At 32.9% G+C, this 19963-nt stretch carries 17 protein-coding genes; 10 read left to right on the top strand and 7 right to left on the bottom strand.

Going from position 1 to position 19963, the window contains the following annotated elements:
* Positions 1 to 132: 132 nt before the first annotated feature.
* The 7 genes from ACTG3Y_RS03585 to ACTG3Y_RS03555 form a co-directional block, all read right to left on the bottom strand.
* On the bottom strand, positions 133 to 816 hold the full coding sequence (locus ACTG3Y_RS03585) for a hypothetical protein (protein WP_439151555.1): 684 nt from the start codon (positions 814 to 816) through the stop codon (positions 133 to 135).
* A 125-nt stretch (positions 817 to 941) separates the two neighbouring features.
* Complete coding sequence (gene secA, locus ACTG3Y_RS03580) at positions 942 to 4298, bottom strand: preprotein translocase subunit SecA (protein ID WP_439151554.1); 3357 nt, start codon at positions 4296 to 4298, stop codon at positions 942 to 944.
* 224 nt (positions 4299 to 4522) lie between these two features.
* Positions 4523 to 4744 (bottom strand): DUF2795 domain-containing protein, encoded by a 222-nt coding sequence (locus ACTG3Y_RS03575; protein WP_008272287.1) that lies wholly within the window; start codon positions 4742 to 4744, stop codon positions 4523 to 4525.
* Positions 4745 to 4900: 156 nt separating this feature from the next.
* On the bottom strand, positions 4901 to 5476 hold the full coding sequence (locus ACTG3Y_RS03570; RefSeq protein WP_439151553.1) for a cob(I)yrinic acid a,c-diamide adenosyltransferase: 576 nt from the start codon (positions 5474 to 5476) through the stop codon (positions 4901 to 4903).
* 64 nt (positions 5477 to 5540) lie between these two features.
* A complete protein-coding gene (locus tag ACTG3Y_RS03565; RefSeq protein WP_439151552.1) occupies positions 5541 to 6230 on the bottom strand; it encodes an ABC transporter ATP-binding protein in 690 nt (229 codons plus the stop codon).
* An 80-nt stretch (positions 6231 to 6310) separates the two neighbouring features.
* On the bottom strand, positions 6311 to 7048 hold the full coding sequence (locus ACTG3Y_RS03560; RefSeq protein ID WP_439151551.1) for an O-methyltransferase: 738 nt from the start codon (positions 7046 to 7048) through the stop codon (positions 6311 to 6313).
* A gap of 34 nt (positions 7049 to 7082) precedes the next feature.
* Complete coding sequence (locus ACTG3Y_RS03555) at positions 7083 to 8945, bottom strand: ABC-F family ATP-binding cassette domain-containing protein (protein WP_439151550.1); 1863 nt, start codon at positions 8943 to 8945, stop codon at positions 7083 to 7085.
* A gap of 102 nt (positions 8946 to 9047) precedes the next feature.
* Between ACTG3Y_RS03555 and ACTG3Y_RS03550 the strand changes: the two genes are divergently transcribed.
* The 10 genes from ACTG3Y_RS03550 (at position 9048) to ACTG3Y_RS03505 (ending at position 19943) form a co-directional block, all read left to right on the top strand.
* Positions 9048 to 9854, top strand: coding sequence for a polysaccharide biosynthesis/export family protein (locus ACTG3Y_RS03550; RefSeq protein ID WP_439151549.1), 807 nt, complete (start codon positions 9048 to 9050; stop codon positions 9852 to 9854).
* Positions 9854 to 12334, top strand: a complete 2481-nt coding sequence (locus ACTG3Y_RS03545) for a GumC family protein (protein WP_439151548.1) — start codon at positions 9854 to 9856, stop codon at positions 12332 to 12334. Before ACTG3Y_RS03550 ends, ACTG3Y_RS03545 begins: the two co-directional genes overlap by 1 nt.
* Before the next feature lie 15 nt (positions 12335 to 12349).
* Positions 12350 to 12937, top strand: coding sequence for a sugar transferase (locus ACTG3Y_RS03540; RefSeq protein ID WP_439151547.1), 588 nt, complete (start codon positions 12350 to 12352; stop codon positions 12935 to 12937).
* Positions 12937 to 14232 (top strand): nucleotide sugar dehydrogenase, encoded by a 1296-nt coding sequence (locus ACTG3Y_RS03535; protein WP_439151546.1) that lies wholly within the window; start codon positions 12937 to 12939, stop codon positions 14230 to 14232. The genes ACTG3Y_RS03540 and ACTG3Y_RS03535 overlap by 1 nt, the downstream gene beginning before the upstream one ends.
* On the top strand, positions 14232 to 15209 hold the full coding sequence (locus ACTG3Y_RS03530; protein WP_439151545.1) for an SDR family oxidoreductase: 978 nt from the start codon (positions 14232 to 14234) through the stop codon (positions 15207 to 15209). Before ACTG3Y_RS03535 ends, ACTG3Y_RS03530 begins: the two co-directional genes overlap by 1 nt.
* A gap of 72 nt (positions 15210 to 15281) precedes the next feature.
* Complete coding sequence (locus ACTG3Y_RS03525; RefSeq protein ID WP_439151544.1) at positions 15282 to 16148, top strand: ABC transporter permease; 867 nt, start codon at positions 15282 to 15284, stop codon at positions 16146 to 16148.
* A gap of 1 nt (position 16149) precedes the next feature.
* Positions 16150 to 17445, top strand: coding sequence for an ABC transporter ATP-binding protein (locus tag ACTG3Y_RS03520; RefSeq protein ID WP_439151543.1), 1296 nt, complete (start codon positions 16150 to 16152; stop codon positions 17443 to 17445).
* Between the two features lie 14 nt (positions 17446 to 17459).
* A complete protein-coding gene (locus tag ACTG3Y_RS03515; protein WP_439151542.1) occupies positions 17460 to 18233 on the top strand; it encodes a putative nucleotide-diphospho-sugar transferase in 774 nt (257 codons plus the stop codon).
* Positions 18226 to 19116 (top strand): hypothetical protein, encoded by an 891-nt coding sequence (locus tag ACTG3Y_RS03510; protein WP_439151541.1) that lies wholly within the window; start codon positions 18226 to 18228, stop codon positions 19114 to 19116. The genes ACTG3Y_RS03515 and ACTG3Y_RS03510 overlap by 8 nt, the downstream gene beginning before the upstream one ends.
* Positions 19107 to 19943 (top strand): polysaccharide pyruvyl transferase family protein, encoded by an 837-nt coding sequence (locus tag ACTG3Y_RS03505; RefSeq protein ID WP_439151540.1) that lies wholly within the window; start codon positions 19107 to 19109, stop codon positions 19941 to 19943. Before ACTG3Y_RS03510 ends, ACTG3Y_RS03505 begins: the two co-directional genes overlap by 10 nt.
* Positions 19944 to 19963 lie beyond the last annotated feature (20 nt).

Raw genomic sequence — 19963 nt, 5'->3', positions numbered from 1 at the left:
TTATTTAATTGTTGTGATAATTTATTCAAGATACTGAATTACTAAAATAAGTTTAATGTTGGCAAGTTCAACAGAGGTTTTCTTAGGATTTTTTACCCTGTGTTTGTATTAACCAATGTATATTTTTAATACTTAATTATTTTCGTCTGGCAAAGGTGAAATCATAATGTGTGCTCTGTGTGTACCAGGATTCATAATCCAAGGATGATTAGAAGCGGCTGGAGCTTCTGGCAGGCCTGTTGATGCTGCTGTGGCATATGGCATATACACAACATAACGAAGTCTTGCGTCTTCTACTTTTGCAGTTTCAGGATCATATAGTGTACTATTGCCAAAGTAGATATGCAACGTTCCTCCTGTAGGTATTTTAAGTTTGCCCGATTTCACTTCTTCTTCACGGATATCAAAGATTTCTTGATGATTTTTGCCTTCTGACTTTAATGCCCTTCCTATTGCCATAAAAGGATCTAGGTCTTTATGATAACATGCAGCACTAAAGCCCTCTTTTTTAGGGTCATCAGCTAGAACTATAAATTCATTATTTCCTTCTCTCAGTGTTACAAATTCTCCTTCCATATTATAACCAATTACTTTACATCCTGCTCTACTGGCTTCTGGTGCTGCCATTAATGCTGTAGCAATTAATGCGTCGTCAGTGTCAATAGCTTTTAATTCTATATTAGTCTCATTTGATGGGTTTTCAGTTACAGGTTCCTTAGTTGTCGATGCCTCTTCTACACTTTTAGTTTTGTCTGATGAATTGCAGGACATTAACATTCCTGTAAAAATGAATGCTGTAATAATATGTTGTTTCATGGTGATTCGTTTTATGTACGCGTTTGTTTCTTTTAAAAGTATTAAAATTAGTGCACTTTTATTAATGACAAAAAAATCCTGATGGATTGCATCAGGATTTTTTTGGTTTTATAGAATTTTAATTACTAATCATTCACTAATACCCATTCGCCTTTGTCAATCAGAGGAATAGCTTGCTTGTATTTCACCACCTTACTTTCTCCGCTCATCACATGCTTAATTGTAACTCTATCGTTACGACCAATTTTAGGCTGTTCTCTGACGATGGTTTCTACTACTTGAGGCTGACGAGAAGCTCCTTCTCCTGCAGATCTGCTTTGTGCTGCACGCTCGTCCATATTAGGAATTTCTTCCTTCTGAGTTTCTAACTTTTCTTGTTTTCTACGCTTAGCTTCTTGAATAGTATCTGCAGTTTCTCTAGGAATTTCACCTTTAAATAAGAATGAAATAACATCTTTATTGACTTGATCTATCATGCCTTTAAATAATTCAAAAGCTTCGAACTTATAAATTAATAAAGGATCTTTTTGCTCGTGTACAGCTAATTGAACAGATTGTTTTAGCTCATCCATCTTACGTAAGTGGGTTTTCCATGCATCATCTACGATAGCAAGCGTAATGTTCTTTTCAAAATCATTGATAAGCTGTTTACCTTTAGATTCGTATGCTTTTTCTAAATCTGTAACAACTTGTAAATTTTTAACACCATCTGTAAAAGGTACAACGATACGTTTAAATCTATCACGTTGTGTGTTATATACATTCTCAATCACAGGGAAGGCTAAATCTGCTGCACGCTGCATTTTCTCACGATAATGGTTGAAAGCTTCTTTGTAAATAGTACCAGCAATTTCCTGAGCACCCATTTTAGAAAACTCGTCTTGTGTTATAGGTGACGACATGGAGAAATAACGAATTAATTCAAACTCAAAGTTTTTATAATCGTTTGCTTCTTTATTAGTTTCAGCAATACCTTCAGAAGTGTCATAAATCATGTTTGCTAAATCAACACGAAGACGTTCTCCGTGTAAGGCATGACGACGTCGTTTATAAACGACTTCACGTTGAGCGTTCATCACATCATCATATTCTAATAATCGCTTACGTACACCAAAGTTATTTTCTTCTACCTTCTTTTGAGCACGTTCAATGGATTTAGAGATCATAGAATGCTGAATCACTTCGCCTTCTTTAAGTCCCATTCTATCCATCATCTTAGCAATACGCTCACTACCAAACAATCGCATCAGGTTGTCTTCTAAAGACACATAAAATTGTGAGCTACCTGGATCTCCCTGACGACCAGCTCTACCTCGTAACTGTCTGTCAACACGACGTGAATCATGTCGCTCAGTACCTACGATAGCTAAACCACCTGCCTCTTTTACTTCATCACTCAATTTAATATCTGTACCACGACCAGCCATATTGGTTGCAATAGTTACCTGACCAGCGTTACCAGCCTCTGCAACAATTTCTGCTTCACGTTTGTGCTGCTTAGCATTTAAAACATTATGTGGAATCTTACGAATACTTAACATTTTCCCTAAGAGTTCCGAAATTTCAACATTGGTTGTACCAATCAACACTGGTCTTCCAGCTTTTGATAATTCTACAACTTCATCAATAACTGCATTGTATTTTTCACGTTTAGTTTTGTAAACTAAATCATCTTTATCATCTCTAGCTATTGGCCTGTTGGTTGGAATTTCAACCACATCCAATTTATAGATTTCCCAGAATTCACCAGCTTCGGTAACGGCTGTACCTGTCATACCAGATAGCTTACGGTACATTCTAAAATAATTTTGAAGTGTTACTGTAGCGAATGTCTGAGTAGCCGCTTCAATCTTTACATTTTCCTTGGCTTCAATAGCCTGGTGTAAACCATCACTATAGCGACGACCATCCATGATACGACCAGTTTGCTCATCTACAATCATTACTTTGTTGTCCATAACAACATATTGCACATCTTTTTCAAAAAGCGCATATGCTTTAAGTAGCTGGTTAAGTGTATGGATACGTTCAGATTTAACTCCAAAGTCTCTGAATAAGTCTTCTTTAAGATTAGCTTCTTCTTCAGAAGATAAACCTTGTGCTTCTATTTTAGCAATTTCAGTTCCCATTTCTGGCATTACGAAGAAATTAGGATCATCCGCGCCAGAGAGGAATTCTACACCTTTGTCGGTTAATTCTACCTGGTTGTTTTTTTCATCAATAACATAATAGAGCTCTGCATCTACTTTAGGCATTTCTCTGTTATTATCTTGCATGTAGAAGTTTTCAGTTTTTTGAAGTAATTGTTTTACACCTTCTTCACTCAAAAACTTAATTAAGGCTTTATTTTTAGGAATACCTCTATAGGCTCTTAATAGTTGGAATCCTCCTTCTTTAGTATCTCCAGCAGCAATTAGTTTTTTAGCTTCAGCTAAAACTCCTACTAGGTATTTACGTTGTACATCTTCAATTTGTTGAACTTTTGGTTTTAAAGCATCGAACTCGTGTTCATCACCTTTAGGCACTGGACCAGAAATAATTAAAGGTGTTCTTGCATCATCTACTAATACAGAATCGACCTCATCTACAATAGCATAATGATGTGGGCGTTGTACTAAATCTTCTGGCGAATGTGCCATATTATCACGTAGATAGTCAAAGCCAAATTCATTATTAGTTCCATATGTAATATCAGCATTGTATGCTTTACGACGCGCATCAGAATTTGGAGTATGGTAATCGATACAATCGATACTCATACCATGGAATTGAAAAATAGGAGCCATCCATGCACTATCTCTTTTTGCCAGATAATCATTTACTGTAACAAGGTGAACCCCTTTACCAGCAAGTGCATTTAAATAGACGGGTAATGTTGCAACTAAGGTCTTACCTTCACCAGTTTGCATCTCTGCAATTTTTCCCTGGTGCATTGCAATACCACCTATAAGCTGCACGTCATAATGAATCATATCCCAAGTAATAGGTTTACCTGCCGCGTCCCATGAATTTGCCCAAACAGCTTGATCTCCATCTAAGGTGACGTAGTCGTGTTCACCAGAGATTTCTCTATCGAATGCATTAGCGGTTACAGGAATCTCTGTATTATGAACAAATCGCTTTGCTGTTTCTTTAACCACTGCAAAAGCTTCTGGTAAAATGTCATTTAAAACTACTTCTGTGACTTCGTAAATCTCATCTTCAATCTTATCTACTTCTAAATAGATGTCCTCACGTTCATCGATATCTTCAGTTGATTCGGCTTTTACAAGTAGTTCTTCTTTTTTCTTGTGTAAAGGCTTTCTGGCTTCTGCGATTTTTGCCTTAAACTCATCCGTCTTTGCTCTAAGCTCATCGTGCGATAAGGCTTCTAGTGCAGACTCAAATGTTTTAATTTTTTCTACTATTGGTTGAATAGCACCTACGTCTTGTTTGGATTTGTCTCCAACAAATACTTTAAGTACTTTATCTAATATGCCCATGTTGTATATTTTGTTTCAGTATAGATTGGCTTCAAATACTGTATTTTGTTTATTTATTATATTCTGTCAAACCGAGAATCTTTGAGATGTTTTGCTCAAAATATTGAGATTCATCAACTACAATTGACATGAAAAGTATGGTATGTTTTAAAAAACACCCGAAAATAAAAAAAGTCTCTCAGTTAAGATAACGCAAGAGACTTTTTTTGTGATATAATTATATGTTAATATTCATCCTCATTCCAGAGGTAATCTTCATCAGTTGGATAGTCTGGCCAAATCTCTTCAATAGAGTCGTAAGAATCACCTTCATCTTCTATTGCTTGTAAATTTTCAACAACTTCTAGAGGAGCGCCTGTTCTAATTGCATAATCAATAAGCTCATCTTTTGTTGCTGGCCAAGGTGCATCACTTAAATAAGATGCTAATTCTAATGTCCAATACATTTGCGTTGTAATTTTAATTTTTGCAAAAATAATTTTTTAGTTGAATAATTCAAGAAAAAATCAAATTAATTATTCATTAATAAAAGAACGTATAATCTTCAACTTTTAGACTAAAGTATTGCATTACAATAATCTAAAGGCTTCTGAGATGATAATTTACGATTCTTTTTGTGGAATCCACTTGATCTCTTCTGCCTTTAACTCTTGTGACAACTTCCGTGCCAATACAAAAAGATAGTCTGAAAGACGATTAATGTACATCAGCGTTTCTGGTTGAAATGGCTCTAGATCATTGAGATGAGACGCTAAACGCTCTGCTCTTCTGCATACGGTACGCGCAATGTGACAGAATGACACAGTTTGATGTCCTCCGGGCAACACAAAATGAGTCATGGGAGGTAAACTTTCTTCCATCGTATCCATTTCGTTTTCTAATCGTTTAATATCAGATTTAGATATCTTAGGAATTTTTAATCGCTGTTCACCGTTTTTTAGAGTTGCTTTTTCTGGATCTGTAGCTAAAATTGCACCTACTGTAAACAATCGATTCTGTATGTGCATTAGTATATTTTTGTGAAGTTGATCAATATCCTGATCTCTAATAAGGCCAATATGAGAATTTAATTCATCAATTGTACCGTAACTTTCGATTCTAATATGATGCTTGGGTACACGTGTGCCTCCAAATAGAGCAGTAGTGCCTTTATCACCTGTTTTTGTATACACTTTCATAGTTGCAAAGATAACTCTTAAGTATGAAAAGCGAAAGTAAGCTATATACTATTCTAATAAAGAATTAGTCTTGGTAAGTATCACTCTCAATCATACCATCACGAAGTCGTATGACGCGCTTAGCATGTTCTGCTACTTCTTCTTCGTGCGTCACCATAATAACAGTATTACCACTACTGTGGATTTCATCAAAAAGCTGCATGATTTCTAAAGATGTCTTAGAATCTAGGTTTCCTGTAGGCTCATCTGCAAGAATTATAGATGGCTTATTAACTAAAGCTCTTCCAACAGCAACACGTTGTCTTTGACCACCAGAAAGCTGATTCGGTTTGTGGTCCATTCGGTCTGCAAGACCAACATCTGTTAGTACTTCTGAAGCTCTAGCTTGTCTGTCTTTATTAGATGCTCCTGCATAAATCATTGGTAATGCGACATTTTCTAAAGCCGTTGTTCTCGGCAGTAAGTTGAAGGTTTGAAAGACAAAACCGATTTCAGTATTTCTGATTTCTGCAAGCTCATCATCTGTCATCTGACTTACATCTTTTCCGTTTAATATATAATTACCTGCAGTTGGAGTATCTAAACAACCAAGAATATTCATTAAGGTAGATTTACCAGATCCTGAAGGACCCATTATAGCAACATATTCACCGCGTTTAATGTCTAAGTCTATACCTTTTAAAACATGTACGGTTTCTGATCCTAATTTAAAATCTCTAATGATTTGCCTTATTTCTATGACGTTGACACTCATGATAATCTTTGATGTTGATTGAAAACTTCCTGCAAGATACAGGATTTTACAGTTAATAAGACGTTAAAGTTAGCAGGTTGTTACACTCTTATCTTAAAATGTTCTTTCACCTGTTCTTTTCTAAAAAAAACAAAGCCTAAATGGTAGCAATCTACAGTTACTGTTACGCTATTATGAGCTTTTATGTATTCCCAAGCTTCGGTCATTCCTTTAGACCAGTAAATATCATCAAAAATAAATATACTTTCGTTATGAGCCTTTGGTAATAACGATTCAAAATATTGAATTGTCGCTGCTTTGTTGTGGTGTCCATCAAAGAATATCAGATCGAAATTAACTTCTAGAAGTGAAGGGATTATTGATGTGAAATCTCCGTTAATGAAGGTGACGTTTTCAATCTCAAATTGACTGAATTTCGCTTTTGCAAAATCTGATGTATTTGGACAACCTTCAATGGTAGTGATATTTAAATTTTTATTTCCTAATGCTAAAGCGTAGGTTCCCATACCTATAGACGTGCCTAGTTCTAGTGCAGACTTTATTTTGAAATAATTCACTAATCTGTAAAGTAGTCTGGTTTCTTTTTTTGGGCTGCTAGAAGATTCTATCATCTTACGAACGCTTCTTGTTTTAGAACCTAAAACTCTAGAGCCTTCTCCTAAATCTGTGATTTGAAGTATAGTATCAGAGCTTTTTAAATCAGAGCGATAGGCGTCTAATTTTTTATATGCCTCGTATTCTTTTTTGTCATAAAGACATTTTGTAACAAAATCATAGATAAACGGAGAGTGAACTCCATGCTGATTTGTAGATTTCAAAAGGAATTTTATAAAGGCAAGTATTCGATACATTCTAGCCTTCTAATTTTTCTGATAATTCAAACCAACGCATTTCTTTTTCTTCAATGGTATCAATTATAATTTGAAGCTCTTCTGAAAGTTTTTTGATATCATCTTGTGATAGCTCAGTATTTATAAATTTGGCTTCTAAGGCTTTTTTGTCTAGCTCTAAAGATCTTATTTTTGATTCTAAATTTTTGTATTCCTTTTGTTCATTATAAGATAGTTTAGCCGCTTCGTTTTGTTTTACTGCTTCTGTGTTGTCTGTTTTTTCTGTTTTTTCAATCTGTTTTGGTTGACTACTTTCATAAGCTCTAAAATCTGAATAATTTCCAGGAAAATCGTCTATAATACCATCTCCTCTAAATACAAATAAATGATCGACTATCTTATCCATAAAATAACGATCGTGAGATACTACTAACAAGACTCCTGGGAAATCCATTAAGAAATCTTCCAGAACATTAAGTGTTACAATATCTAAATCGTTGGTGGGCTCATCTAATATGAGCACATTTGGGTTTTGAATTAGAACGGTACACAGATACAATCGTTTTTGCTCGCCTCCACTCAACTTTTCAACAAAATCATACTGCTTTTTTCTATCGAATAAAAAACGTTCTAGTAATTGTTGCGCACTTATTTGTCTGCCTTTAGCCAGCGGAATATAGTCTCCAAACTCTTTAATAACGTCAATAACCTTTTGTGCTGGCTTAGCAGAGATGCCTCCTTGAGTATAATATCCAATTTTAACGGTTTCTCCGAGAACAATTTTTCCTCCATCTGGTTGAAGGCTTCCGGTTAAAAGATTTAGGAATGTAGATTTACCAGTACCATTTTTACCAATGATACCAATGCGTTCACCTTTTTTAAAGGTGTAGTCAAAACCATCAAGTATTTTCTTGTCTTTAAATGCTTTGGTGACGTTATGAAACTCAATAATCTTACTACCAAGACGTTCCATATTAATTTCTAATTGAACCTTATGATCTTTACGTCTTTGATGCGCTTTAGATTTTATTTGAAAAAAGTCGTCAATTCTACTTTTAGATTTTGTGGTTCTCGCCTTTGGTTGGCGACGCATCCAATCGAGCTCTTTTTTAAAGAGCTGTTTTGCTTTACCAACTTCTGTAGCTTCATTCTCAATTCGCGCTTCTTTCTTTTCTAAGTAATAGGAATAATTACCTTTGTAGGTAAATAGTTGACCATGGTCTAACTCTATAATTTCATTACAAACACGCTCTAGAAAATAACGGTCATGAGTCACCATAAAAAGTGTTTGTTGTGTTTTAGCAAAGTAATCTTCTAACCATTCAATCATTTCTAAATCTAAATGGTTGGTAGGCTCATCTAATATTAAAATATCGGGCTTACTTAATAATGCTTGAGCTAATGCAAGACGTTTTTTTTGTCCGCCTGAAAGTGTACCAACTTTCATAGAAAGATCTTCTAGCTTTAGTTGGGATAGTGTTTGTTGATATTGTGTTTCAAACTCCCAGGCATTATTTCGGTCCATAGCTTCAAAAGCTAATTGATAGGCTTCTGTATCTTGAGGATTTTTAAGTGCTTTTTCGTAAGCCTCTATCGTTTTAAGAATTGGAATGTCTGAAGCAAAGATGGTTTCTTCAACAGTGAGTTTTGCATCTAAATCTGGTTCTTGATCTAAAAATGCCAATCGCAGTCCTTTTCTTATTACAATTTGCCCTTCATCTGGTGTGTCCTTTCCTGATAATATGTTTAGGATAGACGTTTTACCACTACCATTTTTTGCCACAAAAGCAATCTTCTGGTCTTTATGGATACTAAAGGACAAATCTTTAAAGAGAACAAGCTCTCCATATGATTTAGAAATGTTTTCGACGTTAAGATAATTCAAACCAAATTTTTTACAAAGAACGTAAATAAACCAAAAAGAATAGTAATAGTTTTGTTATTACTGTTGATACATTATATTTGTCTGTAAAGATTGTATTTACCTATGAAGCGCTTTAAGCTTTTACTTGCTTTTATTTGTATTATAAACTTATCGTCTTGTATTCCACATAAAGACACCATTTATTTACAGAATAAGGAAAATTCAATGTATGATACTATACCTAATAATATTACCGAATTACAGAAGCCATATCGTGTTCAGGTTAATGATATTTTAAATATAAGGGTAAAAGCAGCTCGACAAGAAACCGTTCAAATTTTAAACCCTACAGGCGATACAAATTTAAATGCAGATAGTGCAGAACGCGCATATTTTGATGGTTTTACGGTTGATATTCATGGAAATATTAGAGTGCCAACATTAGGTAAAATCAACGTCCTTGGTTTTACCACAGAAGAAATTGAAAAAGAAATAGAAAACAAATTATTAGAGACCCAATTTAAAGAAAGTGCCAATATTTTTGTTACTGTTAAATTAGCAGGATTAAGATATACCGCAAATGGTGAAGTTGGTAGTCCTGGAAGTATTGTTTTATTTACTGATAGAGTAAATATATTTGAAGCTATTGCCAATGTTGGTGAAATTCCTGTAACCGGTAATAAAAAGGATGTCCTTATTATTAGGCAGTATCCTCAAGGACAAAAAGTTCATCATTTAGATTTAACGGATATTAATGTAATGAAATCTCCATACTACTACATTCAACCCAATGATATCATATATGTTAAACCTTTAAAGCAAAAATCTATTGGTACAGGAGAAACTGCTGTCTCTAGTTTAACAACAATTGCTACGATTGTATCGTTAGTAACATCAGCAATACTCATTTATACAAGAGTCAATCAGTAATGGATCAAAATTTTGTAGATATTGAGAGTAACGAAGCTCAATCGATAGGTTTCGATTTTAAGGGTTTTCTTTTTAAATCTTTAAATCTTTGGAAATCGATACTCTTATGTATTATTGTAGCTTTAGTAGTTGCCTATTTAATCAATGTAAGAAAGCAAAACATTTATAAATTAGATTCGCTAATTACAGTTGAAAGTGATCAAAATCCGTTTTTTACTGCTAATACAAGTATCTCTTTTAATTGGGGTGGAGTTTCAGGTAAAGTAGGTAAAGTAATGACATCTATTAAAACCCGCTCTCACAACGAGTTGGTTATTGATAGTCTAAAGTACTATATACAATATCTTGAAGAAGGGAAGTATAGAAAAATTGATATCTATCGTGCTTCGCCTTTCAAATTTGAAATTGATATAAATAAACCGCAAGTTTTAAATTACCCTATTAGAATAATATATAAAAATGAAAAGGAATTTGAAATTTTTACGAATTTTGAATCAGTATCTAGAAGCGCACAGAATTACTCTGATAAATCTTATGTGAATGTTAGTGTTCCTCTAGGTGAATTTCGAAAAACAATAAAGTTTGGTGAGCCTTTTGAGCTCTCATTTATATCAGGTAAAATTGTCTTAAAACCTCATAATAACTTTAGTTCAGATGATCAATATTTTCTAAAATTTTTAAAATTTGATAATGTAGTAAGTTCCTATCAGAACAATATCAAAATAGAATCATTTAATGCGTCTGCGTCTTCAGTTTTAAAATTATCGCTTTTAGGAAACAACAAAAATAAAATAGCAGATTTTCTAAATGCAACAACGTCAATTTTAAGCAGAACAGAGTTAGAGCGTAAAAATTTGTACGCAACCAATACCATAAAATTTATTGATAGTAGTTTAGGTGCTGTAGATAAAGATTTAAAAGCGGTTACAGACCGTATGAATACATTCAGAAAACAAAATAAGGTATTTGATCTTGATGATGAGATACTTCAGTTATCTGAAAAATTAAAAGATTTTCAAAAACAAAAGGAAGAAGCAAGGTCTAAACTCACTTATCTTAATTCCTTAGAAAATTATCTTTTAACCAAAACCGACTATTCTAAAATAGCAGCTCCTACATCGGTTGGAATAAATGAGATGAATATTCTTTCCAGTGTTTCTAAAATAACTAATCTTTCTATAGAACGACAAAACCTGGAGAATTCAACAAAAGAAGGTTCGGTTTTACTCACTGAAATTGATAGTAGAATTGATGCGGAAAAAAATGTATTATTAGAAACAGCAAGGGCAACAAAGGAAACTATAAATTATCAGTTAAATTCTATTAATAGAAACGCTGCTGTAATAGAATCAAAACTTAATGAACTTCCAGAAGATCAACAAGAGTATTTAAAAATTCAAAGAGATTTAGATATTAGTCAAGAAGCCTATAATATCTACATGACAAAGCGAGGAGAAGCCGCAATTGTAAAAGCAGCAAATGTATCAGACATCACCGTAATTGATGAGGCTAAGGACATTGGTAATGCACCAGTAGGGCCTAGAAAGTCATTAAATTATATGTTGGCATTGATTGCAGGATTTTTTACTCCTATGTTTTTAATTTTTGTGATCTTTTTATTAGATAATACAATACATGGTTCTGATGAGGTTTTAAAATTATCAAATATTCCAATTTTAGGATTAATTGGTAAATACAAATACAAGAATAATCTTGTGGTTTATGAAAAACCAAAATCAGCTGTTGCAGAATCTTTTAGAGCGATTCGATCTAGTTTACAGTTTTTGTTTAAACAGAATGCGTCGCCAACAAGAGCTAATACCTTAATGATTACGTCTTCAGTTAGTGGTGAAGGAAAAACATTTACGTCTATTAATATTGCTACTGTCTATGCTTTATCAGATAAAAAAACCATACTGGTTGGTTTAGACCTTAGAAAACCTAAGATTTTTGATGACTTTAATATTACCAACGAAAAAGGTGCGGTCAATTACCTGATTGGCGAAAGTACATTAGATGAAATTACTACAAATACCCATATTGAGAATTTAGATTTAATTACTTCTGGTCCGATACCACCAAATCCATCGGAATTACTGATGAGCAATAAACTAAAGGAGCTCATCAGTACGCTCAAGGATAATTATGATATGATTATTTTAGATACACCTCCATTAGGCTTGGTGACTGATGCTTTAGAATTGGTGCAATATGCAGATACTTCTATTTTTATGGTAAGGCTAGATTACACTAAAAAAGGCATGTTGCAATTGGTGAATGCTAAGTATAGATCTGGTGAATTAAAGAATTTAAGCTTTGTTCTTAATTTCTACAGACATAAGAGCAATCACAACTATGGTTATGGATACGGTTACGGATATGGCTATGGCTACGGTTATGGTGTATATGGTAATGCCTACCATGAAAAAGACAAACGATCATTTATGGGTCGCTTAAAAAACTTTTTTGGCAGATCTTAACTTAAACTAACACTATTGATTTCTAAGGCACAATTAAGAACCAAACGATTATTTGATTTTGCTTTAGCATTACTTCTGTTACCTTTTTTAATAGTTCCAATTGTTTTACTTGTAATTATCGCAACAATCGATACTCGCAAATATGGTGTATTTTCTCAAACACGTGTTGGCCAACACGCTAAACTTTTTAAAATTTACAAAATCCGTACTTTGAGAGAAGAACAACATTTGCTCGGTCATTTAGATAAGAGTGCCACAACACTAGGTAAATTCTTTAGACGAACGAAATTGGACGAACTACCACAATTATTTAATGTATTAATTGGTGATATGAGTTTTGTTGGTCCTCGACCTGATGTTGTTGGCTTCGCAGATAGTTTAGAAGGAGAGGACAGAAAAATACTCCTAGTTAAACCTGGTATTACTGGCCCAGCTACAATAAAATACAAGGATGAAGAACGTGTATTAGAACGGCAAAAAGATCCTGAGTACTACAATAGAACGATTATTTGGGTAGATAAAGTGAAAATCAATAAAAAGTATGTAGAGAATTACAGTTTTTACTTAGATTTGAGCTTCATTTTAAAATCTACTTTAAACTAATGACACATTCAGAAGACAAAATTGCAATCATAGGATTAGGTTATGTCGGATTGCCCCTTGCTGTAGAGTTTGCAAAACAATTTTTTGTAGTTGGATTTGATATCAATAAACAGCGAATCAGTGAGTTAAATTCAGGTGTAGACAAAACACTAGAAGTTGATAATGATAACTTAAAATCGGTATTAACGTCAGATTTAAACTCAGAAAAAGGATTATTTATTACAGATGATATTGAGGCTTTAAAAAAAGCAAATGTGTACATTATTACGGTACCGACACCAACAGATGCCTTGAATAAACCCGTGTTTACTCCGTTAATAAAAGCGAGTGAGATAGTAGGTAAAGCTATGAGTAATGGCGATATAGTTGTATACGAATCAACAGTATATCCTGGTGCAACGGAAGATATTTGTATTCCAGTAGTAGAGAAAACTTCAGGTTTAACTTATAATATAGATTTTTATGCTGGTTATTCCCCTGAGCGTATAAACCCAGGTGATAAAAAACATACCGTTACTAAAATATTAAAAGTAACGTCTGGTTCTACACCAGAAGTAGCTGAGAAAGTTGACCAACTCTATAAAAAAGTAATTACTGCAGGTACACATTTAGCACCTTCAATTAAAGTTGCTGAAGCTGCTAAAGTGATTGAGAATTCTCAGAGAGATATCAATATTGCGTTTGTAAACGAGTTGTCTAAGATCTTTAGACTTTTAGATATCGATACAAAAGCAGTATTAGAGGCGGCTGGAACAAAATGGAATTTCTTGAAATTCACACCAGGTTTAGTTGGTGGACACTGTATTGGTGTTGACCCTTATTATTTGGCGCAAAAGGCTATTGAATCGGGATATAATCCTGAAATCATCTTAGCTGGACGTAAGATGAATGACAGTATGGGTAGTTATGTAGCTACTGAGACCGTTAAGATGATGATAAATAAAGGTGCAACTATTAAAGGGTCTAAAGCACTGGTTTTAGGAATTACCTTTAAAGAAAATTGTCCTGATATCAGAAACTCTAGAGTTATTGATATTATTGAGGAACTAGAATCTTACCAGGTCAATGTGGATGTGTATGATCCATGGGCTTCAAAAGAAGAAGTAAAACACGAATATGGATTTGATCTAATCACTGAATTTAGTGACTTAGCTTCAGATTACGATGCTATAATTTTAGCGGTTTCGCATAAAGAATTTTTAAAGTTAGAATTAAATAAATTAAAATCTCAATCAGGTGTCATTTTTGATGTAAAGTCTTTACTTCCTAGTGATTCCGTAGACGCACGTTTATAATGTACTCAAATCAATATCATACAGAAGACCTATCAAAATTAAATTTTTTAGTTACAGGCGGTGGAGGCTTTATAGGCTCTAACATTGTAGAATATCTCCTTAAGTACAATGCTAAAAAAGTAAGAGTTTTAGATAATTTTTCTAACGGTTATCGTGAAAATTTAACCGAATTTATGGACAATCCTGCCTTTGAATTATTAGAGGGAGACATAAGAGATTTAGAGACATGTAAAAAAGCTATGGAAGACATTGATTATGTGTCTCATCAAGCGGCATTAGGTTCTGTGCCAAGATCGATAAATGATCCTGCAACAACCAATGAAGTCAATATATCAGGATTTTTGAATATGATGATTGCGTTAAAAGATAGTTCAACAGTAAAACGTATGGTCTATGCAGCATCAAGTTCTACCTATGGTGATAGTAAGGCCTTACCAAAAGTTGAAGATTCAATAGGTAAGCCATTATCTCCATATGCAGTAACAAAATACGTTAATGAATTGTATGCCGATGTATTTGGCATAACCTATGACACAGACGTCATTGGTTTAAGATATTTTAATGTTTTTGGACCAAAACAAAGTCCTAATGGCGCTTACGCCGCAGTTATTCCGTTGTTTATGCAAGCCTTAAAAGATAACAAGCCATCAAAAATTAATGGTGATGGTGAGCAAACGAGAGACTTTACATTTGTGGATAATGCTGTACAGGCCAATGTTAGAGGGTTCTTTGCACCAAAGGAAGCTAAGAACGAAGTATTTAATGTGGCTTGTGGAGAACGAATCTCCGTAAACTATTTATGGGATTCACTACGAATTGCGGCTAATTCTGACTTAAAAGCAGTATATGGTCCACCAAGACAAGGTGATGTTAGAGATTCTCTGGCAGATATTTCTAAAGCCGAAAATTTATTAGGGTATAAACCTGAATATACAGTACGCGAGGGTCTAAAAATTACCTGGGATTACTTTAACTAAGAATAAGCCTTAGATTTTTTTCACTTGAATACCTAATAATTGGTATATTGCATTTGACTAAATCTAGCTACTTTGAATACCAATAATGAAGATAATTGGCTATACGTTATCTCCAGTAAGAGAAAGCTAATAGACCTTAACTTCAAAGAAATATGGCAGTATAGAGATTTGCTGTTTTTGTTTGTAAAACGTGATATCGTAACGTTATACAAACAAACCATTCTAGGCCCACTTTGGTATCTAATTCAACCACTTTTTACTTCAGTTGTTTTTACTTTGGTATTCAACAATCTTGGAGATATAAAAACCGATGGTATTCCTCCGTTTTTATTTAATCTGGCCGGTATCACCGCTTGGAATTACTTTAAGGACTGTTTAAATAATACCTCAAATACATTTACTAAAAATCAGAACATCTTCGGTAAAGTCTATTTTCCCAGAGTGATTTTACCAATGTCAATAACTATTTCTAACCTCTTAAAGTTTGGTATTCAGTTATTAATCTTTGTTGGCTTTTATATTTATTTTTATCTGTCTGGTCATGATTTTGGTATAAATAGCAACTTATTATTATTTCCTGTTTACGTTGTAATGATGGCATTACTTGGGCTAGGGTTTGGGATGATTTTCTCATCACTAACTACAAAATATAGAGATTTAACCGTATTACTAACATTCGCTGTTCAACTGCTGATGTACTTATCTGCGGTGCCATATCCATTATCAGAAGCTAATGCTAAATTTCCTCCGGTAGTAGCTAAAATAGTAGAGTATAATCCGCTAACACAGATTATAGAAGGCTTTAGATATATGTTATTAAATACCGGATCTTTTGACTTAGATAAATTTATTTATACTTTAATTCTTAGTTTAGTCATCTTTCTTTTAGGATTAATCATTTTTAATAGAACCGAAAAACAATTTGTAGACACCGTATAATATGTCAGACATCATTCTTAAGGTAGAAAATATTAGCAAGCAATACCGACTAGGATTAGTTGGTACAGGTACCTTGAGTCATGACTTGAAGCGTTGGTTTTACAAAGTAAGAGGAAAAGAGGATCCATATTTAAAGATTGGTGATACCAATGACAGAAGTAAAGCGGCAGAAAGCGACTATGTTTGGGCGATTAAGGATATTAATTTTGAAGTTAAACGAGGAGAAGTTCTAGGAATAATAGGGAAAAACGGTGCTGGTAAATCTACACTGCTCAAAATATTGTCTAGAGTTACTAGTCCAACAACTGGAGAAATAAAAACCAAAGGACGTATCGCTTCGCTGTTAGAAGTAGGTACAGGCTTTCATCCAGAACTAACAGGAAAAGAAAATATATATTTAAACGGAGCCATTCTTGGTATGACCAAGGCTGAAATAAAAGCTAAAGAACAAGAAATTATTGAATTTTCGGGTTGCCAACGCTATATAGATACTCCAGTAAAACGATACAGCTCTGGTATGCGTGTGCGCTTGGCATTTGCCGTCGCGGCATTTTTAGAACCCGATATTTTGGTGGTTGATGAAGTTTTAGCTGTCGGTGATGCCGAGTTTCAGAAAAAGGCCATTGGTAAAATGCAGGACATCTCAAAAGGAGATGGACGAACAGTATTATTTGTGAGTCATAATATGGCAGCTGTGCAGGATTTATGTTCAAGAGTAATAGTGCTCGAATTTGGAAAGACAGTTTTTAATGGTGAAACACAGGGTGGTATAGACTATTATTTAAATAATAATCAGGTTTCTAAAGGTTTTTTTGAGTTTAATAAAAAGTTAAATGTATTCAAAGCAAATTTTAATCGCTTTGAAATTCTTGATACTTCAGGAGATATTTCATCACGATTTAATTCAGGAGAAGGAATGATATTTAGAAGTATTATTGAAGTAAACCAAGAGTTAAGAAATCCGATTTTTAGCCTTCGAATAAGTGATGTTAACAATATTAGTGTTACGGTATGGAGAAGTAATGATTATATTAATCAGCCAATAATAAAAAATCTCAATGATAATTTTATAATTGAGATTGAAACCCAAAATTTATTTCTATTAGATAGCACATATAAAATATCTATGAGTTTATTGGACGGAAAAGAATTGTTAGATTATGCGGATAAATTTATTTCTTTCGAAGTTTTGCCAGGTAAACCCAATGATAGCTTTAAATCTATTACTAAGAAAACGGGATATAATGGTTTGATATTTTCGGAAGGCAAATGGAATGTTATAACTCAAAACTTATGATTTAAATTAATAAAATGAGTGTTTGTATAATATCTGGAAGATATCCTGAGACAAAATTTAAATCTTATATAAATCATAAAGTTTATGCGGATTACTATGGCTATAATTATGTCCATTGCAATTGGCCAACAAGAAACACCAATAATTATTTTAACAAGGTGGTATATGTCCTAAGCTATCTAAATAATTTTGAGTATGTTATTTGGATAGATGATGACGCTTTCTTTTTTGATTTTGAAACAGATATTATGAATTATGCCCCAAAGGATGGAAGTTTTATATCCTTTTGCAAAAGTCCTACTTTTAAAAACATAAAAACTATTTTGAGTTCAGGACAATTTATTGTCAAAAGCAATTCTGATTCTGAAAAATTCTTCAAAGATATACTAAACACAGACCTTAAAATCGTTAAAGATTGGTGGCGAGATGAATTGGGCTACTTTTCTAACGGAGACCAAGACGCAATGGTTTATCATCTTCTAGAGAATATCAATTATAAAAATAAAATGGACTTATATGATTATCGGTATTTTAATAGTAGATATGAAAATTTATTCGATATTGATAAGCACAAACCTTTAATATTGCATTTTACAGGAACAAAAAAAATAAAGGAAGAAAATTATTTAAAAACGCAAAATAAATTAAACTTGCATCCTTCTTTAGTAGCAAATTCTCTATTAAAAGGTTATAATATTACTATCAAAGAAAATTATACGATAAGCATGAGTAAGATAAAGTTAAAATCTAAAATTTTAAAGTTAGGGAGATATCTGTTTAATGATTAAAGCTTTAAAAAGATATCAAGCAAATTTTCTTCCAGCAAAACTAAAAAAAATACTTGCAACATATACTTACACCTTCAATCCTAGTTACTGCTTTTTTAATGATACTCACTATTTAGCAATGAGAACATATCTTGCTGATGAAGGAGAAATAAAAGGTAAAATTTTTATTTGGAAAAACGATATTGATATACATACACTTGATTTATCAAGTTATTTTAAAAAGAAATTAGGAGTAAATAAAGTTGCAGACCCTAAACTCTTTTTGATGAATAATAGAGTCTTTGGGACCTTTAATACGGGAAGAGAATTTAATAAATTTAATAAATTATTTTTATTTTCTTTGACAAAAGAAGGTGTCTATGAACATTTTACCTGTAAGTTCGATGAACGGGCGAATATCGAAAAAAATTGGGCATTTTATTATTATAAGAATGACCTTTATGCACTTTACAGTCTAAATCCCTTGACAATTATAAAAGCTTGTAATATAGGTAAGGATTTTATAAGATTTGAAATTTATTATCAGGATAAGAAACAAAGCTTAGTAAATCATTCAATTGGAACTCAACTCTTGAACTTTGAAGGTGAAATTTTGGGTATATCTCATAAAAAAGTATCCTTTAAAGGATCTAGAATGTATCTTGGAAGGCCAATAAAATTTTCCTTATCAAATGAACCTAGAATCGAACTAGGCAAAAAGTGGTTTCTTATCCATTCAATTAAATCTTTGTTCGGAGATAGACATAAGTTTAACAATCAATTGATTTCATGCACATATTTTTCAGGATTATCGAAATTAAAAGATGAAATTATAGTCAGTTACGGTATTAATGATGTGGAATATAATATAATCAAAGTAGACAAAAACAAGTTATGGGAATAAGAACTTATTATTGGGATCAACGTAATGTTTCTAATTACACCTATTTTAAGAATAAGCTGATGTACAAAAAAAAGGAATTCTTTAAGTATGGAAATGCTGGTGATATGTTCAATGTTGATTTAATAAAAAAAATTTATAATGAAGATATTGAAAATGTTAAAGGTGAAGGCAATAGGATATTATTTGTAGGTTCTGTTATGAATAGGGTGAAAGAAGGTGATATTATAAATGGAATTGGTTGGAAGGGAAATGATTTAAGTTCTAAAAAGGAACTACTTAGTAATCTTAAAGTATATGGGGTCAGAGGGCCGTTAACGAGGGAGTTTTTTGAAAAGTATAATACAGATTTATCTAATTTAAAATTTGAATATGATCCTGGCTTGTTAATAAAAGAAGTTTATAACATAGATATTTCTAAAAGTTCGAATAAACAAATTATATTTATTCCTCACTTTAGAGATGAAGCAGTTTACAAGAAAAAATACCCTAAAGATATAAAACATGTGACTATTGATACCAGTCCCTTAAAATTAGCAAGTGAAATCCTAAGATCTGAGGTTGTATATTCTTCTTCTCTTCATGGAATAATTTTTAGTCATGCCTTAGGGAAACCATCTATATTTGTCAAACCTCAATCTAATGAACCTATTTTTAAATTTAGAGATTATTATCTTTCAGTAGGCTTAAATATGCCAGAACCCCTGGATGATATAAATCAAATTAATTTTTTAAGAGATAAGCCATCAATTCTAAGTTGTTCAGTAAGTATGAAAGATTTTTATTTTCCTACTATCAAAGAATTAAAAATAAAGGAAATTGCCTATTAAAAATTGATAACCAAAAAGAC

Source organism: Winogradskyella sp. (genome assembly GCF_965656915.1).
GTDB lineage: Bacteria > Bacteroidota > Bacteroidia > Flavobacteriales > Flavobacteriaceae > Winogradskyella.
The sequence above is the reverse complement of the archived record's forward strand: the minus strand, read 5'-3'. Positions and strand labels throughout refer to the sequence as shown.

Bases quoted from the DNA above. Each gene is read 5' to 3' on its own strand.
- ACTG3Y_RS03585 (WP_439151555.1), bottom strand. From the start codon at position 816: ATGAAACAACATATTATTACAGCATTCATTTTTACAGGAATGTTAATG.
- ACTG3Y_RS03520 (WP_439151543.1), top strand. From the start codon at position 16,150: ATGTCAGACATCATTCTTAAGGTAGAAAATATTAGCAAGCAATACCGA.
- ACTG3Y_RS03535 (WP_439151546.1), top strand. From the start codon at position 12,937: ATGACACATTCAGAAGACAAAATTGCAATCATAGGATTAGGTTATGTC.
- ACTG3Y_RS03570 (WP_439151553.1), bottom strand. From the start codon at position 5,476: ATGAAAGTGTATACAAAAACAGGTGATAAAGGCACTACTGCTCTATTT.
- ACTG3Y_RS03505 (WP_439151540.1), top strand. From the start codon at position 19,107: ATGGGAATAAGAACTTATTATTGGGATCAACGTAATGTTTCTAATTAC.
- ACTG3Y_RS03530 (WP_439151545.1), top strand. From the start codon at position 14,232: ATGTACTCAAATCAATATCATACAGAAGACCTATCAAAATTAAATTTT.
- ACTG3Y_RS03575 (WP_008272287.1), bottom strand. From the start codon at position 4,744: ATGTATTGGACATTAGAATTAGCATCTTATTTAAGTGATGCACCTTGG.
- ACTG3Y_RS03515 (WP_439151542.1), top strand. From the start codon at position 17,460: ATGAGTGTTTGTATAATATCTGGAAGATATCCTGAGACAAAATTTAAA.
- secA (WP_439151554.1), bottom strand. From the start codon at position 4,298: ATGGGCATATTAGATAAAGTACTTAAAGTATTTGTTGGAGACAAATCC.
- ACTG3Y_RS03550 (WP_439151549.1), top strand. From the start codon at position 9,048: ATGAAGCGCTTTAAGCTTTTACTTGCTTTTATTTGTATTATAAACTTA.
- ACTG3Y_RS03565 (WP_439151552.1), bottom strand. From the start codon at position 6,230: ATGAGTGTCAACGTCATAGAAATAAGGCAAATCATTAGAGATTTTAAA.
- ACTG3Y_RS03545 (WP_439151548.1), top strand. From the start codon at position 9,854: ATGGATCAAAATTTTGTAGATATTGAGAGTAACGAAGCTCAATCGATA.
- ACTG3Y_RS03510 (WP_439151541.1), top strand. From the start codon at position 18,226: ATGATTAAAGCTTTAAAAAGATATCAAGCAAATTTTCTTCCAGCAAAA.